The sequence below is a fragment of the Bradyrhizobium sp. 138 genome (genome assembly GCF_023074075.1).
Lineage (GTDB): Bacteria > Pseudomonadota > Alphaproteobacteria > Rhizobiales > Xanthobacteraceae > Bradyrhizobium.
On the sequence record NZ_JADPKT010000097.1, the window covers coordinates 66,020 to 82,897 of the forward strand.

Below are 16,878 nucleotides of genomic sequence, written 5' to 3' on the forward strand. Positions count from 1 at the left end.
CCTGGGGATTCTTCGTGGCCGTGATGGATGCAGAACCCGCAACGACCGGACCGGCCGGGCTGATCGCGCGGCTGCGGGCCAAGCTGACGGGGGGCCCAAGCGAGGCATCGCTGACGCGGCGGCTTGCCGGCACCATCTTCATCATCCGCGTGATCAGCGCAGGCCTTGCCTATGTCTCGCAGGTGCTGCTCGCGCGCTGGATGGGCACGTCCGACTACGGCATCTATGTCTATGTCTGGACCTGGGTGCTGCTGCTCGGCAGCATGATGGATTTCGGCATCTCGGCCTCGGCGCAGAAAATCATTCCGGAATATCGCGCCAGAGGCGAGCAGGCGTTGCTGCGCGGCTTTCTCTCCGGCAGCCGCTGGCTGACCTTTGCCGTGTCCACGCTGGTCTCGCTCGCCCTTGCCGGCATCGTCAAGCTGCTGTCACCCTGGATCGACCCGGCCGAGCAGCTGCCGCTCTATATCGGCTGCATGACGCTGCCGGCCTTCGTCGTTGCCAACACCCAGGACGGCATCGCGCGCTCGCATGACTGGATGCAGCTCGGCCTGATGCCGCAATTCATCATCCGCCAGGCGCTGATCATCGGCATCACGGGCGCCGCCTTCCTGCTCGGCTATCATCTCGGCGCGGTCGCCGCGATGGTTGCGAGCGCCGGCGCGGTCTGGATCGCGATGACCGGGCAGATGGTGGTGCTGAACCGCAAGCTCGCCGATCACATCGCGCCCGGCCCCAAGACCTACGACATCGGCGGCTGGCTCGCCATCTCGCTGCCGATCCTGCTGGTGGAGAGCTTCTACCTGCTGCTGTCCTACACCGACGTGCTGGTGCTGCAGCAATTCCGCCCCTCCGACGAGGTCGGCGTCTACTTCGCCGTCGTGAAGACGCTGGCGCTGGTCTCCTTCATTCACTACGCGATGTCGGCGACGACGGCGCACCGCTTCGCCGAATACAACGCAAGCGGCGACAAGGCGCGGCTGTCGGCCTATGTCGCGCATGCGATCAACTGGACGTTCTGGCCGTCGCTGGCGGCGACCATCGTGCTACTCGCGCTCGGCAAGCCCCTGCTGTGGCTGTTCGGGCCGCAATTCGTGATCGGCTACGACATCATGTTCGTCGCCGCGATCGGCCTCGTGGTGCGCTCCGCGATCGGGCCAGTCGAGCGGCTGCTCAACATGCTCGGTCAGCAGAACATCTGCGCGCTCGCTTATGCGCTGGCCTTCGTGATGAACGTCGTGCTTTGCATCGCACTGGTACCGCGCTACGGCGGCCATGGCGCTGCGGCCGCAACCTCGATCTCCCTCACCTTCGAGACGGTGCTCTTGTTCTGGATCGTACGGCAGCGGCTCGGCCTGCACGTGCTGGCTTTCGGTAAATAGGCGCTGCGCGCCTGCCGTGCTTGCTGCTCCGCGGGGAACGGCTCTGTCAGAGCACGCAAGGAAACGAGGCAAAACGCCTCTCCTTGTTCAATCTGATGCAAAACTTTTCTTATTCTGCCCAAGCGGTTGCGCATTAGGGGAACTTTATTCTACGTCGTATTGCCTAGCCGACGAGATCAACCTAAGATTCCCCTCACATGTTCGATCCACTCTACGTCGCCTCTGGATTCGGCGTCGGCCTGCTTGTCGGGATGACCGGCGTGGGAGGCGGCTCGTTGATGACGCCGCTCTTGATTCTGCTGTTCGGCGTTCATCCCTCCACCGCGGTCGGAACCGACCTGCTCTATGCCGCCGCCACCAAGGCCGGCGGCAGCGTGGTGCATGGCTGGTCGCGCAGCGTGCACTGGCCGGCGGTGCTGCGGCTCGCCTGCGGCAGCATTCCGGCGAGCGCGCTGACGCTGCTGGTGCTGTGGAAGCTCGACCTCAAAAGCGATTCCGAGCGCAACCTGGTCAATCTGGTGCTGTGCTTCGCGCTGCTCTTGACCGCGACGTCGCTGATCTTCCGTAAATCCATCATGGAGCGCTATCGCGGCCGGCTCGAACGGGTCGACGCGCGCACCACCGCGATTGCGACCGTGGTGACCGGCATCGTGCTCGGCGTGCTGGTCTCGATCTCGTCGGTCGGCGCCGGTGCGGTCGGCGTGACCGTGCTGCTGCTGCTGTACCCCCGCCTGCCCATGGCGACCATCGTCGGCTCCGACATCGCCCATGCGGTGCCGCTGACGCTGGTCGCCGGCATCGGACACTGGGCGCTCGGCGACGTGGATTGGGCGCTGATGGGCGTGCTGCTGATGGGCTCGCTGCCCGGCATCATCGTCGGCAGCTATAGCGCGACGCGGGTGCCCGAGACGGTGCTGCGCCTGACGCTTGCGAGCGTGCTGTTCGTGGTCGCCGGCAAGATCATGTTTGCCGAGCTGCACCTGTCCTCGGCGTTCGTCACAGCGCTGGCCTGGGGGCATTAGGCCGCGACCAGGCGACGGAATCGTAGGGTGGGCAAAGCGAAGCGTGCCCACCCTCTCTCTCCATCGCGCAAGATGGTGGGCACGGCGCAAGTGCGCCTTTGACCACCCTACGGCACCGCCCTACTCCGCGGTCCAGCCGCCGTCGATGGAGAGATTGGTGCCGGTGATCTGCGCGGCATCGTCGCCGCACAGGAACAGCGCGAGAGCTGCGACCTGCTCGGAGGTGACGAACTCCTTGGTCGGCTGCGCATCGAGCAGCACGTCGTTGATGACCTGCTCGCGCGTCAGGTTGCGCGCCTTCATCGTGTCGGGGATCTGCCTCTCCACCAGCGGCGTCCAGACATAGCCGGGGCTGATGCAGTTGCAGGTGATCTTGTGGGTCGCGACTTCCAGCGCCACGGTCTTGGTGAGACCGGCGATGCCGTGCTTGGCCGAGACGTAGGCCGACTTGAAGGGCGAGGCGACCAGCGAGTGCGCGGACGCCGTGTTGATGATGCGGCCCCAGCCCTTCTTCTTCATGCCGGGCACCGCGGCGCGGATGGCATGGAAGGCCGAGGACAGGTTGATCGCGATGATCTGATCCCACTTCTCGAGCGGAAACTCCTCGATCGGCGAGACGAACTGGATGCCGGCATTGTTGACGAGGATGTCGACCGAGCCGAAGGTCTTCTCGCCGAGCGCGATCATCCCGGCGATCTCGGCGGGCTTAGTCATGTCGGCCGGCGAGTAGATCGCCTTCACCTTGAACTCGGACTCGATCTTGGCGCGCTCCTTCTCGATGTCCTCCGGCGAGCCGAAGCCGTTGATGACGACGTTGGCACCGGCGCCGGCGAACGCGCGCGCATAGGCGAGCCCAATACCGCTGGTGGACCCGGTCACGACGGCGTTCTTGCCTGACAGACTACCCATTCTATTCGCTCCTTTTTGCCGGGGGCGCGGAGACGTCCCCCGTGAGATCGTAGGTCACCATGGTCTCGCCGGACTGCGGCCGCTCGAGCCAATCCTTGTGGCGCATCGACAGATGCACGTCCTTCACGCCGGCCTCCCAATGCTCGACCATGGCGACATGCGAGAAGTCGTAATCCTTGGACGAGGATTCGTAGTTCTTGCTGCGGTAGATCAGATGCACCACGGTGACCGTGCTCTCACGAGATGCCTTGGCAAGGAATTCGACGGAAGGGTCGTTCTTGAGATAATCGGGCAATTTGGAAATCAGGTCGCGCACGGCCCGGCGCGCATTGTGGATCTGCTTGTTCTTGTCCGTATTCATGCGCGTGCGGCTGGAATAGCGGATGTCCTTCTCGCGCTCGGCGGCCTCGAGCAGCGAGTTCGGCAAATCGCCGCGCGCGGAAAACAAATCGACCTGGAAGATCAGCATGTCGCGATCGGCCTCGGCGTCGAGCACATAGTCGAGCGGGGTGTTGGAGGCGATGCCGCCGTCCCAATAATGCTCGCCGTCGATGATCACGGAGGGAAAGCCGGGCGGCAGCGCGCCGGAAGCCATGATGTGCTCGGGGCCGATTCTCTTGCCGAGTTTCTTGAACTCGTAATTGTCGAAATATTTGAAGTTGCCGGAGGTGACACCGACCGCGCCGACCGACAGGCGCGTCTTCAGGTCGTTGATGCGGTCGAAATCGACCAGACGCTCCAGCGTCTTCTTCAATGGCGCGGTGTCGTAATAGCTCTCCGCCTCGCGATGCCCCGGCGGCCAGAGCGGCGCCGGGGGAATGCGCGGCGTGAAGAAGCCGGGCACGCCGAAGGTCGCGATCAGCGCAGCGCTGGTCGAGTTGAACAGCTCGCGGCTGTGGTCGCTCTTGCCGACCGGCTTCCACGGCACCGGCGCCGAGACCATCTCCCAGAATTCCTTGAGCCGCTCGACGCGGGTGCGGCCCTCGTTGCCGGCGATGATGGCGGCGTTGATGGCGCCGATCGAGATGCCCGCGACCCATTCCGGCTCGAAGCCGTAGCCGCACAGGGCCTGGAAGGCGCCGGCCTGATAGGAGCCGAGCGCACCGCCGCCCTGCAGGACCAGGACGCGTTGCGCATTCGCGGGGATGCTGGGGGATTCCGGGCTATGATCTGTCATACGGGAACAATAGCAAAAGGCTGGCCACCGTGGCGACACCCCGCCGCGGCGTCAATCCATCCCAGGATCAAGTCTGGCTTATCGTGGCTCGGTCGAGGCCAGGATCATGGTCCAGAACACCTTGTATTTGGTGCCCGGAGCATAGCTCGCCGCGATGCCCAATTTTGTGACACCGCCCTTGAGCATGTTGGCGCGATGCGGAGGCGAGTCGCGCCAGCCGGAAAACGCTTCTGCCAGCGTATGATAGCCGGCCGAGACGTTCTCGACCGCCACTGTCGCGGGATAGCCGCCGGCGGCCAGGCGCTTGGCCAGCGGTGCGCGGACATCGTGGTCCATCTTGTTGGCAGCCGCCATGGCATTGGACTGGGATTCGGCAAGCCGCGTCAGATCGGGGTCGATGACGACGGTGCCGAGGGCATTGTTCTGGCGGTATTGCGAGATCATGATCGCCGCCGCCTGCGCATCGAGCTTGGCGCCCGGGACCGCCATGTCGGCATACATGGACGGCTGCTGGACCGGTGCCTCGTTGCCGGCGCAGCCGGCGAGCAGCAAAGTGATGAGAATTGCGGCCGCAGCGCGCATAGAGAGGTGCCCCCGAATGAGGGGCCGTTGTTGCATACCAACCGTGGCTGAAAGGTGAATTTTGAGGAAAATTCGACCCAGCAGGGCAGCTCAGGCGCCCGCAAATATCCGGTAGCGGCGGGGCTCCAGCCCGATCGTGTCGCCGGCGCGCAGTTCCTTGTCGCGGGGGGCGTCGATCTCGATGGTCTCGCCGCCCCACAATGCGACCTCGGCCCTCTGCACGGGGCCGAAATTCCGGACATGCTGCACGGCGCCCTCGAAAGCGCCGCTGCCGGACGGACGGACCAGCATGTCGTGTCGCCGCACGAACAGTTTTGACGTGCCAGGCGCGATCCCGTCAGCCATCAGGTTCAGCAGCCGGTCGCCGAGCCGGACCGCGCCATTGTCGATCTCGACCGGCAGCACGATGGACTCTCCAATGAAGCCGTGCACGAAAGCCGTGGCCGGATTGTCGTAAACGTCGGCGGGCGATCCGATCTGCTCGATCCGGCCCTTGTCCATCACCACGACGCGGTTGGCGACTTCGAGCGCCTCCTCCTGGTCGTGGGTGACGAAGATCGAGGTGACGTTGATCTCGTGATGCAGCGAGCGCAGCCATTTGCGCAGCTCTTTCCGTACCTTGGCGTCGAGCGCACCGAACGGCTCGTCGAGCAGGAGGATGCGCGGCTCGATCGCGAGCGCGCGGGCGAGCGCGATGCGCTGGCGCTGGCCGCCGGAGAGCTGGCTCGGATAACGGTCGGCGAGCCAGTCGAGCTGCACGAGGTCGAGCAGCTCCTTGACGCGCGCACGAATAGCCACTTCATCCTTGCGCACCGCGCGCGGCTGCACGCGCAGGCCGAAGGCGACGTTCTCGAATACGCTCATGTGGCGGAACAGCGCGTAGTGCTGGAACACGAAGCCGACGTGGCGCTCGCGTGCGCCTTGCGCCAGCGCATCCTCGCCGTTGAAGGAGACCTCGCCGGCATCGGGCCAGTCGAGACCGGCGATGATACGCAGCAATGTGGTCTTGCCGGAGCCTGAGGGCCCGAGCAGCGCCAGCAATTCGCCGTCATTGACCTTGAGGTCGACGCCGTCGAGGGCTGCAAAACTGCCGAACTTCTTGACGAGATTTCTGACTTCAATGGTCACTTGCGTCGTGTCCTTCGTCGAGATGACGTTCAAGAACGGTTTTGGCGATCAGTGTGATCAGCGCCAGCATCGCCAGCAGCGAGGCGATCGCGAAGGCGGCGACGAACTGGTATTCGTTGTAGAGGATCTCGACCAGCAGCGGCATCGTGTTGGTCTCGCCGCGGATGTGGCCGGAGACGACGGAGACGGCGCCGAACTCGCCCATCGCGCGCGCATTGCAGAGCAGGACGCCGTAGAGCACGCCCCATTTGATGTTGGGCAGCGTGACGCGGAAAAACGTTTGCAGACCCGAGGCGCCGAGCGAGATCGCGGCCTCCTCCTCCTGCGTGCCCTGCTCCTGCATCAGGGGGATCAGCGCACGCGCCACGAACGGGAAGGTGACGAAGGTGGTGGCGAGCGCGATGCCGGGCACCGCGAACAGGATCTGGATGTCGTGATCCCTGAGCCAACTGCCGAAATAGCCCTGTGCGCCGAATAGCAGCACGAAGACGAGGCCGGAGATCACCGGGCTCACCGAGAACGGCAGGTCGATCAGCGTGATCAGGAAGGTCTTGCCCGGGAATTCGAATTTCGCAATCGCCCAGGCGGCGACGAGGCCAAACACGAGATTGAGGCCGACCGAGATTGCCGCAACCAGCAGCGTCAGCTTGATCGCAGCCAGCGCCTCCGGTTCGGCGAGCGCGGCGAAATAGGCGAGGATCCCCTTCGAGAAGGCCTGGGCGAACACCACCACCAATGGCAGCACGACGAAGACGGAAAGGAACAGCACCGCCAGCGCGATGATGACGATACGCACCGCGCGCGGCTCGGTGCGGAGGTTGTCCCGTGCCGCAGCCGCATGGGCGCGAGCCCTGGCATCGGGGGCCGAGAGCGAAACGGAGTCTGCGATCTGCATCGTCATGGTCCGCCCTCAGCGCGCCGGGATCCGGCTCTGCGCCCAGCGCTGGAGCCGGTTGACTGCGAAGATGATGACGAAGGACACGACGAGCATGACCACCGCAATGGAGGTCGCGTCGGCGTAGCGGAACTCGGAGAGCCGGATCACGATCAGCAGCGGGGCGATCTCGGACACGTTGGGCAGATTGCCGGCGATGAAGATCACCGAGCCATATTCACCGACCGCGCGCGCGAAGGCGAGCGCGAGCCCGGTGAGCAGCGCCGGGGCGAGCGAGGGCAGGATCACACGGATGATGGTCTGCCAGCGGCTGGCGCCCAGGCTGCCCGCGGCCTCCTCGATCTCGGGGTCGAGATCCTGAAGCACCGGCTGCACGGTACGGACCACGAAGGGAATGCCGATGAAGATCATGGCGACGAAGATGCCGACCGGCGTGAACGCCACCTTGATGCCGGCGGCGGCAAGCGGCGCCCCCAGCCAGCCCTTCTCGGCGAACAGCGCGGTCAGCGCAACGCCGGCGACCGCGGTCGGCAGCGCGAAGGGCACATCGACGATGGCGTCGAACAGGCGGCGGCCCGGGAAACGATAGCGCACCAGCGCCCAAACGATGATGCTGCCCATCACGAGATTGACGCAGGCCGCTGCAAAGGCGAGGCCGAAGGAGACGCGGAGCGCGTTCAGGGTGCGGCGGCTTGTGAGAATGTTCCAGAATTGCTCCGGACTGAGCTCGAGCGATTTCAGGAACAGGCCGGCGAGCGGAATCAGGATGATGACGGACAGCCAGGACAGCGTCAGTCCCATCGTGAGACCGAAGCCCGGCAATGTCCGGCGTCGTGCTGCGAATGCGCTCACCAGGCCCCCTGCTAAAAGCCCATTAAGACTGCGCCAGATCAATTCTTGTAGATCTGGTCAAAGATACCGCTGTCGGCAAAATGCTCCTTCTGAGCCTTGGTCCAACCACCAAAAACGTCGTCGATCGTGAATAGTTCGACCTTGGCGAAGGAATTTTCATACTTCTTGGCGATTTCGGCATCGCGCGGGCGGTAGAAATTGCGCGCGGCGATCTCCTGCCCCTCTTTGGTGTACCAGTATTGGAGATAGGCATCAGCGGCGTTGCGGGTGCCTTTTTTATCGGCAACCTTGTCGACGATGGTGACCGGCGGCTCGGCGAGGATCGACTGCGGCGGCGCCACGATCTCGAACTTGTTCGCGCCGAACTCCTTCAGCGCGAGGAACGCCTCGTTCTCCCAGGCCAGCAGCACGTCGCCGACCCCGCGCTCGACGAAGGTCACGGTGGCACCGCGCGCACCGGTATCGAGCACCGGCACCTGCTGATAGAGTTTTCCGATGAAATCCTTGGCCTTGTCGGCCGAGCCGAACTTCTTCTGCGCAAAGCCCCAGGCCGCCAGATAATTCCAGCGTGCACCGCCCGACGTTTTCGGGTTCGGCGTGATCACGGCGACGCCGGGCTTGATCAGATCGTCCCAGTCCTTGATCGCCTTGGGATTGCCCTTGCGTACCAGGAAGACGATCGTCGAGGTATAGGGTGACGAATTCTGCGGCAGCCGCTTCTGCCAATCGGCCGTGGTGAGGCCCTTGGCGGCGATGGCATCGATGTCATAGGCGAGCGCGAGCGTCACCACATCGGCCTGCAAGCCGTCGATCACCGCGCGCGCCTGCGAGCCGCTGCCACCATGCGACTGCTTGATCTCGACGCTCTTGCCGGTCTCCTTCTGATAGGCATTCGCGAACGCCTTGTTGAACTCGGCATAGAGCTCGCGCGTCGGGTCGTACGACACGTTCAATAGATTGATATCAGCGGCGAGAGCTGCGCTTGCCAAGAAACCCGTCAAGACGAGGCCTGCAGCGAGCGGAACGATACGGCGCATCATGTCCATCTCCATTCACTTCGATGACATCGGTGTCAGCGAAGGCGTGCAGGCATAACTCGGGTCGAAACGCGCTTAAGTCAACGGAACCGGATTTTCTTGTTCGCGATGACGCAGCCTGACTGTGCTACGAAGTCTTCATCGTGTGAATGCCGCATTCTGTCTTGGCTCGGCCGCGCCAGCGACCGGCGCGTTCATCCTCGCCCTCGGCCGTTCTGCTCGTGCAAGGCATACACCCGACCGACCGGAAACCGGAGGCGGCCAGTGGATGACGCGGCAATTTGGCGCGGACGAAGATCGCCTCAAGTTCCTCGCGCGAGACGTTGGCGAACGGGTTGAACTTCAACCGAGCGCCGTCGTCCTCGACCACGGGAATGTCGGCGCGCGCATTGCCCTGGAAACGCTTGCGGCCGTTGAGCCAGGCCGAGAACGGCTTGAGTGCACGCGCCAGCGGTTCCACCTTGCGGATGCGGCAGCAGGCGTCGGGATCGGAGAACCAGAGGTCACGGTCGGGATCTTCGCGCGACAGCGCTTCTTCCGCAGGCTTGATCGAGCGGACGTCCTTCAGGCCCAGCGTCGCGATCAGCGTGTCGCGATAGGCGAGCGTCTCCTCGAACAGCCAGCCGGTGTCGAGGAAGACCACGGGGATCGCCGGATCGACGTCCGCCATGACCTTCAGCAGCGTTGCCGATTCCGTGCCGAAGGACGAGACCAGCGCCAGCTTGTCGCGCCCGACCGTTTTCAGCGCTGCGGCGATGATCTCCGCGGGCGAGGCATCGCGCAGGGCGCTATCAAGCTCGTCCGCCGAGGGCAGCGCGGACACGGATGTCGTCGAGAGCTGAGGCGCGATCGCGTTCACGTGCCGACACCTTCGGAGTGACGGAGCTGCATGCGCCGGTGCAGCGCCGTGATGCGGCCGTCGCCGGTCGGCTGGTAGAATACCGAATAGCGCTTGGCGGTCTGCATGAAGGCTTCGGCGTCGGCCTGCTTCTTGACCTCGAAGGAATCGAAGCCGGCGCGCAGCATGAACACGAACTGGTCGCGCAGCACCTGGCCGGTGGCGCGCAGTTCGCCGCGGTAGTTGTAACGCTCGCGCAGCAGGCGGGCCTGGCTGTAGGCGCGGCCGTCGCGGAACGTCGGGAACACCAGCGCGACCGTCGCGAGCTTGCCGAGATAGGGCACGAGCTCGGCGATATCGCGACTGTTCGGCCAGATCACGCCGAGCTTGCCGGCGCGCTTGAGCAACGCATCCGCCTCGCCGAGAAACCGCTCGGCCGGCACCAGGATGTCGCCGCCCTCGGGCAGCGGCGTGTCGACGGCCAGCTTGACGAAGCTGTCGTCGGCGATCTTTCCGCCGTTAACGAGTGGCATAGACGCGCTCCTTGAAGGGTTCGACACCGAGGCGCTTTACGGTGTCCATGAACAGCTCCTCCGGCCGCTCACGCAGTGCCAGATAGGCCTCCACGACGTCTTCGATGACATCGGCGACTTCGTCGAATTTGACACCGGGCCCAATCAGCGTGCCGAGCGCGGCGTTCTCGTCGGCACGGCCGCCGATGGTGATCTGGTAGACTTCCTCGCCGTTCTTCTCGACGCCGAGAATGCCGATATGGCCGACATGGTGGTGGCCGCAGGCATTGATGCAGCCGGAGATGTTGATGTGGAGCCGGCCGATCAAATTGGCGAGCTCGTGATTGGCAAAGCGCCGCGTCAATTCCTGCGCGATCGGGATCGAGCGCGCATTCGCCAGCGAGCAATAGTCCAGACCCGGGCAGGCGATGATGTCGGTGATCAGATTGACGTTCGGGGTCGCGAGCCCGAGCTTGTCGAGCGCCTTCCACAGCGCCGGCAGGTCGCGTTTGGCGACATGCGGCAGCGCCAGGTTCTGCTCGTGGCCGACGCGGATCTCACCGAAGGAATATTTGTCGGCGAGATCGGCAAGCGCGTCCATCTGCTCGGCGGTGGCATCGCCCGGAGGCGCGCCGATCGGCTTCAGCGAGATCGTGACGATCGAGTAGCCCTGCACCTTGTGCGGGGCCACCGAGTTCTTGCGCCACGCCTCGAAATCCGGATCGGCCGCGGCCTGACGCAGCTCGTCCGGCATGTGCGGCAGCTTTTCGTAAGCCGGATAGGTGAAGCGCGAGCGGATGTCCTCGATCACCTCGTCGTCGATCTGGAGCGAGGAGTTGCGGATGTGCTGCCACTCGTCCTCGACCTCGCGGGAGAACTTCTCGATGCCGAGCTCGTGCACCAGGATCTTGATGCGCGCCTTGTAGATGTTGTCGCGGCGGCCGTACTGGTTGTAGACGCGCAGGATCGCCTCGATGTAGCTGAGGATGTCGCGGCCATGCACGAAGTGCTTGATGGTCTTGGCGATGAACGGCGTGCGGCCGAGGCCGCCGCCGACCAGCACCTCGAAACCGGTCTCGTTCTTCTCGTTCTTGATCAGGCGCAGGCCGATATCGTGGATCTTGATCGCGGCGCGGTCGTGGTCCGAGGCGGTGATCGCGATCTTGAACTTGCGCGGCAGGAACGAGAATTCCGGATGCAGCGTGGTGTGCTGGCGGATCAGCTCCGACCAGATGCGGGGATCCTCGATCTCGCCGGGCGCAACCCCGGCCCACTGGTCCGAGGTAACGTTGCGCATGTTGTTGCCGGAGGTCTGCATCGCATGGATGCCGACCTTGGCGAGATCCTCCAGCGCGTCCGGCAGCTCGGCGAGCTTGATCCAGTTGAACTGGATGTTCTGCCGCGTGGTGAAATGGCCGTAGCCGCGATCATATTTGCGCGCGACATGGGCGAGCGCCCGCAGCTGGTTCGTCGCCAGCGTGCCGTAGGGGATCGCGACGCGGAACATGTAGGCGTGCAGTTGCAAGTACACGCCGTTCTGCAGGCGGAGAATCTTGAACTCGTCCTCGGTGAGCTCGCCGGAGAGGCGCCGCTTCACCTGGTCGCGGAACTCCGAGACGCGCTCGTTGACGAGCGTGCGGTCGATTTCGTCGTAAGCGTACATAAGTGCGTGCCTTAAACCTGGGCCGGCTGTCCGATGGTGACGCCGGTGCGGCGGATCTGTTCGCGCAGATTGCCGGGAACGATCTTGCCGTCGTCGCCGATCTGCACCGGTGCGATATAGGGGCCGATCGCGCCGACGTCATCGGCGACGGACTCCGCAAGCAACGCCTTGGCCTCGTCGGAGTTGCGCACGATCGCGGCTTCCGAGAGGTCCACGGACCAGCTCTTGGCAGCGGTGCGGTACACCACGATGCCGTCCCAGGTCCGGTTGGCGGTCACGATCGAGGGGCCGGCGATCTTGATCTTCTTCTGTTCAAGCGGGGAGGTCATTCGGCTGCATCCAGGAGGTCAGAGATGATTTGCTTTGGGGATTGGCGGCGAAGCGAGCCGGCATGCCGGACCACCTCGCCGATGATGAGGATGGCGGGACCGCCTTGGGTCCGTCGCACCAGTTCGGGCAGATCGCGCAGCGTGCCGATCGCGCCCTGCGCGTCGGGACGGCTGACGCGGGCGAACACGCCGACCGGCGTCTCCGGCGAGCGGCCGGCGGCAAATAGGCCGGCACGGATCGCAGGTGCGGCGGTCATGCCCATGTAGACCACGACGGTCATCTTGGTGTCGGTCAATGTCGACCAGTCCACGACTTCCGCATCGCGCGCCTTGTGCGCGGTGAGGAAGGTGATGCGGGTGGCTTCATGACGATAGGTGAGCGGCACCTCGAAATCGGCGGCGCCACCGAGCCCTGCGGTGATGCCGGGAATGACCGAATAGGCAACGCCGGCGGCGCGCAACGCTTCCACCTCTTCGCCGCCGCGGCCGAACACGAAGGGATCGCCGCCCTTCAGCCGCACCACGCGCTGGCCAGATTGCGCGGCCTCGATCATGCGCTTGTTGATGGCGTCCTGGCCGATGCCGGGCTTGCCGACACGACGACCGACCGCAACGCGCGTGGTGTCGCGGCGGATGCGATCGAGGATTTCAGGCGAGACAAGCTCGTCGTGGAAGACGATGTCGGCGTCCTGCAATGCGCGCAGCGCCTTGATGGTGAGCAGATCGGGATCGCCGGGGCCGGCACCGACCAGCGCGACCGAGCCCTCCGGCTTGTCCGCACGCGCGAATTCAGATGGATTGGAAATGGCCTTGAGCGCCGCATCCGCCTCGGCCTTGCGGCCGGCGAGCACGGCGGCGCCGATCGAGCCGTCGATCACCCGCTCCCAGAACCGGCGGCGCAGCGGAAACTCGGCGATGCGCTCGTTGATGGATTTGCGGAAGGTGCCGATAAACTCGGCGAGCTCGCCGATGCGTGCCGGAAGCAGCGCCTCGATCTTCTCGCGCACGCGCCGCGCCACCACCGGCGAGGTGCCGCCGGTGCCGACGGCGACCACGACATCGCCGCGATCGACGATGGCCGGGAAGATGAAGCTGGAATGCTCGAGATCGTCCATGACGTTGACGGGCAGGCCGAGCGCCTTGGCCCGCGCCGACATCGCAACACCGACGTCGCCTGCTCCTGCGCAGACGATGGCGATGACGCCCGAGAGATCGGCGGTGAGCGGATCACTGGTGGCGGTCTCGATGCGCGTTGCGTCGTCGGAGCCGAGGCCAAAATCCCGATTGCCGTCGATCGCATGCACGCGGATGCGCGCGCCGGCCGAGGCGAGCACGCGCAGCTTGGCGCGCAAAAGCTCGCCCGCGCCGATGAGGACCACCGGACCGGCCTTGAGATCGAGAAACACCGGCAAGAACCGCATACGATACTCGCTTCCCCCAATACGGGGTTGACTGGAATTATTTTCTATATATGTGTCGTTTCGAGCGCGCAAAGAGAAAATTTTTTCTTCTCCCTTGCGCTGCGACTATAGAATTTTCGCCTCCAAACGCAAAGTGGCAGAGATGCATCTTCTCAAGGACGATTCCGCTGCAGTCGGAGTGAGCAGCCCGGCCCCCGTCGGACGGTCGGGCTCGCAAGAATTTTCTGCTGATGTTGCGCCCAGCATGGACCATCTCGACCAGCTCGAGGCGCAGAGCATCTACATCTTCCGCGAGGCCTTCGCCCGCCTGAAGAAGATCGCGCTGCTGTGGTCGCTCGGCAAGGACTCCAACGTCATGATCTGGCTGGCGCGGAAGGCCTTCTTCGGCAAGATGCCGTTCCCGGCCCTTCATGTCGACACCGGCAAGAAGTTTCCGGAGATGTATCGCTTCCGCGATCATTACGGCAAGGAGTGGGATCTCGATTTGCGCGTCGAGCCCTGCCCGCCGATCGATGCCGTCGACCCGACGCTGCCGCCGGCCGCCCGTTCCGCCGCGCGCAAGACCGAAGGCCTCAAGATGGCACTCGGCAAGTTCGGCTTCGACGGCCTGATCGCCGGCATCCGCCGCGATGAGGAAGCGACACGCGCCAAGGAGCGCGTGTTCTCGCCGCGAGGCCTCGAAGGCAATTGGGACGTGCGCGACCAGCCGCCGGAGTTCTGGGATCATTTCAACGCCTCGCCGCCGCAAGGCGCACATTTGCGCATCCATCCGATCCTGCATTGGACCGAGGCCGACATCTGGGCCTACACCAAGCGCGAGAACATCCCGATCATCCCGCTCTATCTGTCGCAGAACGGCAAGCGCTACCGCTCGCTGGGCGATCAGGACATCACCAACCCCGTCGCCTCGACAGCATCCAGCATCGACGAGATCCTGATCGAGCTCGAACAGACCAAGGTGCCGGAGCGCGCCGGTCGCGCGCTCGACCACGAGACCGAGGATGCCTTCGAGCGCCTTCGCGTCGCCGGCTATCTCTGATCAAGGACGCGAGCGCGTTATGAACATGATCGTCACCCCGACTTCGCCCGCCACCCCGAACGGCACCACGCGTCCGCAGGTGCGCATCGTCATCGTCGGCCATGTCGACCACGGCAAGTCGACGCTGGTCGGCCGCCTGCTGCACGAGACCGGCAGCCTGCCCGACGGCAAGCTGGACATGCTGAAGGCCGTCAGCGCGCGGCGCGGCATGCCGTTCGAATGGTCGTTCCTGCTCGATGCGCTCCAGACCGAGCGCGACCAGGGCATCACCATCGACACCACCCAGATCCGCTTTCGCACCAATTCGCGCGACATCGTGCTGATCGACGCTCCCGGCCACGCCGAATTCCTCCGCAACATGATCACCGGCGCCTCGCAGGCCGACGGCGCTGTGCTGATCATCGACGCGCTCGAAGGCGTGCGCGACCAGACCAGGCGGCACGGCTATCTCCTGCATCTGCTCGGCGTGAAGCAGGTTGCGGTTGTCGTCAACAAGATGGACCGCGTCGACTTCTCTGCTGACCGCTTCAAGGAGATCAGCGACGAGATTTCAGGGCACCTCAATGGCCTTGGCGTGACGCCGACGGCCGTGATCCCGATCTCCGCGCGTGACGGCGACGGCGTTGCCGAGCGCACCGGCCGCATCTCCTGGTACAGGGGACCGACGGTGGTCGAGGCGCTGGACGCCCTCGAGCCGGCGCGGCCGCTGGAAGCGCTGGCGCTGCGCCTGCCGGTTCAGGCGATCTACAAGTTCGACGATCGCCGCATCGTGGCGGGCCGCATCGAATCCGGTAGCCTCAAAGCCGGCGACGAGATCGTGATCATGCCGGCCGGCAAGATCGCCAGGATCAAGACGGTCGAGAGCTGGCCGACGACGCCGGTCGCAGGACGGCAAGGAGCCGGCCGCTCGGTCGGCATCACGCTGGACCGCGAGCTGTTCATCGAGCGCGGTGACATCATCGCGCATTCCGGCAGCTCGCCTCGCGAGACGCGGCGGCTGCGCGCGCGCATCTTCTGGCTGCACGACAAGCCGCTCGCCAAGGGCGATCAGCTCCTGGTGCGCAGCGGTCCGAAGGAAAGCCGCGCCACCGTGGTCGCGATCGAGAAGGCGGTCGATCCCGGCGAGCTCTCGAGCAGCGAGAACAAGGCGATCGGCCGCAACCATGTCGGCGAGATCGACATTTCTCTGTCGAATCCGATTGCCACCGATCCCTATACCGAGAACCCGCGCACGGGCCGCCTCGTGATCGAAGTCTCCGGCCGCATCGCCGGCGGCGGTCTGGTACTGTCGGTCGATGCCGGCCAGCGCGCCGTGCCCGTCGACATCGTGCCGGTGGAATCGGCGCTGCGTCCCGACGAGCGCTCCGCGCGCTACCGCCACAACGGCGCCGTGGTCTGGCTCACCGGCCTGCCGGCCTCCGGCAAGTCGACGCTGGCAAAAGCGCTGGAACGTCGGTTGTTCACCAATGGCGGCTCGCCGATCCTGCTCGACGGCGACACGCTGCGCGCCGGGCTCAACAGCGATCTCGGCTTCTCCACCGCCGATCGCAGCGAGAACATCCGCCGCCTCGCAGAAGTCGCGACGCATCTCGCCCGTAACGGCCACATCGCCATCGTCGCCGCGGTCTCGCCGGCCCGCGAGGATCGCGCGACCGCGCGCCGCATCGCCGACACCGCGTTCCGCGAGATCCATGTCGCAGCACCTGCTGAAGTGTGCGAGGAGCGCGACCCCAAGGGCCATTACAAGAAGGCCCGTGCCGGCGCGCTGGCTTCGTTCACCGGCATCGGCAACGACTACGAGACGCCGCAAGCGGCCGAGCTCGTGATCGATACGTCGAAGCGGACCGTGGCCGAGGCGGCGGACGAGATCGAGCAGATGCTGAAGGCATCAGGCGTGCTGTTCGACGAGCTCGTGGACCTCGCCGCGAATATTTGAGGGGCCGACCTCGCGCTACGTCACCGTATCGTCGTGGCCAGGACAAAGCCAATAGTCCCGTCATCCTTGTATGGGGAATGAGTTGTCAAGAGGGCGTCGTTTGTTGGAGGCGGTCTTGGGCGCCGAGGCGAGGAGCGGTCAAGGTTGGCCGTAGGC

Annotated in this window: 16 protein-coding genes; 4 read left to right on the forward strand and 12 right to left on the reverse strand. The window is 64.8% G+C overall.

Annotated features, from left to right (window positions below; genetic code table 11):
• Window positions 1-23 precede the first annotated feature (23 nt).
• Window positions 24-1,382, forward strand: coding sequence for a flippase (locus IVA79_RS35260; RefSeq protein ID WP_247561752.1), 1,359 nt, complete (start codon window positions 24-26; stop codon window positions 1,380-1,382).
• A gap of 197 nt (window positions 1,383-1,579) precedes the next feature.
• A complete protein-coding gene (locus tag IVA79_RS35265; protein ID WP_247561753.1) occupies window positions 1,580-2,404 on the forward strand; it encodes a sulfite exporter TauE/SafE family protein in 825 nt (274 codons plus the stop codon).
• 120 nt (window positions 2,405-2,524) lie between these two features.
• Here the strand turns inward: IVA79_RS35265 and IVA79_RS35270 are convergent, their stop codons facing one another.
• From IVA79_RS35270 to cysG, 12 genes are all read right to left on the reverse strand, one after another.
• Window positions 2,525-3,313, reverse strand: a complete 789-nt coding sequence (locus IVA79_RS35270) for a 3-hydroxybutyrate dehydrogenase (protein ID WP_247561755.1) — start codon at window positions 3,311-3,313, stop codon at window positions 2,525-2,527.
• Window position 3,314: 1 nt separating this feature from the next.
• Window positions 3,315-4,490, reverse strand: coding sequence for a patatin-like phospholipase family protein (locus tag IVA79_RS35275; protein ID WP_247561756.1), 1,176 nt, complete (start codon window positions 4,488-4,490; stop codon window positions 3,315-3,317).
• A gap of 78 nt (window positions 4,491-4,568) precedes the next feature.
• A complete protein-coding gene (locus IVA79_RS35280) occupies window positions 4,569-5,072 on the reverse strand; it encodes a CAP domain-containing protein (RefSeq protein WP_247561757.1) in 504 nt (167 codons plus the stop codon).
• A 90-nt stretch (window positions 5,073-5,162) separates the two neighbouring features.
• Window positions 5,163-6,200 carry a sulfate ABC transporter ATP-binding protein gene (locus tag IVA79_RS35285; protein WP_247561758.1) on the reverse strand — a complete coding sequence of 346 codons (1,038 nt, stop codon included), beginning with the start codon at window positions 6,198-6,200 and terminating at the stop codon, window positions 5,163-5,165.
• On the reverse strand, window positions 6,190-7,101 hold the full coding sequence (gene cysW / locus IVA79_RS35290) for a sulfate ABC transporter permease subunit CysW (protein WP_247561759.1): 912 nt from the start codon (window positions 7,099-7,101) through the stop codon (window positions 6,190-6,192). Before cysW ends, IVA79_RS35285 begins: the two co-directional genes overlap by 11 nt.
• A gap of 9 nt (window positions 7,102-7,110) precedes the next feature.
• A complete protein-coding gene (cysT, locus tag IVA79_RS35295) occupies window positions 7,111-7,947 on the reverse strand; it encodes a sulfate ABC transporter permease subunit CysT (RefSeq protein ID WP_346658224.1) in 837 nt (278 codons plus the stop codon).
• 38 nt (window positions 7,948-7,985) lie between these two features.
• The gene (locus IVA79_RS35300) at window positions 7,986-8,999 is read right to left on the reverse strand and encodes a sulfate ABC transporter substrate-binding protein (protein WP_247561760.1); all 1,014 of its coding nucleotides are present in this window, start codon (window positions 8,997-8,999) and stop codon (window positions 7,986-7,988) included.
• A gap of 112 nt (window positions 9,000-9,111) precedes the next feature.
• On the reverse strand, window positions 9,112-9,843 hold the full coding sequence (locus IVA79_RS35305; protein WP_247561764.1) for a phosphoadenylyl-sulfate reductase: 732 nt from the start codon (window positions 9,841-9,843) through the stop codon (window positions 9,112-9,114).
• On the reverse strand, window positions 9,840-10,355 hold the full coding sequence (locus IVA79_RS35310) for a DUF934 domain-containing protein (RefSeq protein ID WP_247561765.1): 516 nt from the start codon (window positions 10,353-10,355) through the stop codon (window positions 9,840-9,842). Before IVA79_RS35310 ends, IVA79_RS35305 begins: the two co-directional genes overlap by 4 nt.
• The gene (locus tag IVA79_RS35315) at window positions 10,342-11,997 is read right to left on the reverse strand and encodes a nitrite/sulfite reductase (RefSeq protein WP_247561767.1); all 1,656 of its coding nucleotides are present in this window, start codon (window positions 11,995-11,997) and stop codon (window positions 10,342-10,344) included. Before IVA79_RS35315 ends, IVA79_RS35310 begins: the two co-directional genes overlap by 14 nt.
• Before the next feature lie 11 nt (window positions 11,998-12,008).
• The gene (locus IVA79_RS35320; RefSeq protein WP_247561773.1) at window positions 12,009-12,326 is read right to left on the reverse strand and encodes a DUF2849 domain-containing protein; all 318 of its coding nucleotides are present in this window, start codon (window positions 12,324-12,326) and stop codon (window positions 12,009-12,011) included.
• Window positions 12,323-13,747 carry a siroheme synthase CysG gene (gene cysG / locus IVA79_RS35325; RefSeq protein WP_247561774.1) on the reverse strand — a complete coding sequence of 475 codons (1,425 nt, stop codon included), beginning with the start codon at window positions 13,745-13,747 and terminating at the stop codon, window positions 12,323-12,325. The genes IVA79_RS35320 and cysG overlap by 4 nt, the downstream gene beginning before the upstream one ends.
• 244 nt (window positions 13,748-13,991) lie before the next feature.
• On the opposite strand from cysG, the gene cysD reads away from it, so the two are divergent.
• A complete protein-coding gene (gene cysD / locus IVA79_RS35330) occupies window positions 13,992-14,786 on the forward strand; it encodes a sulfate adenylyltransferase subunit CysD (protein ID WP_247561775.1) in 795 nt (264 codons plus the stop codon).
• Between the two features lie 19 nt (window positions 14,787-14,805).
• Entirely contained in the window at window positions 14,806-16,722 is a 1,917-nt protein-coding gene (cysC, locus tag IVA79_RS35335) for an adenylyl-sulfate kinase (protein WP_247561777.1), read from the forward strand.
• The last annotated feature ends 156 nt before the right edge of the window (window positions 16,723-16,878 follow it).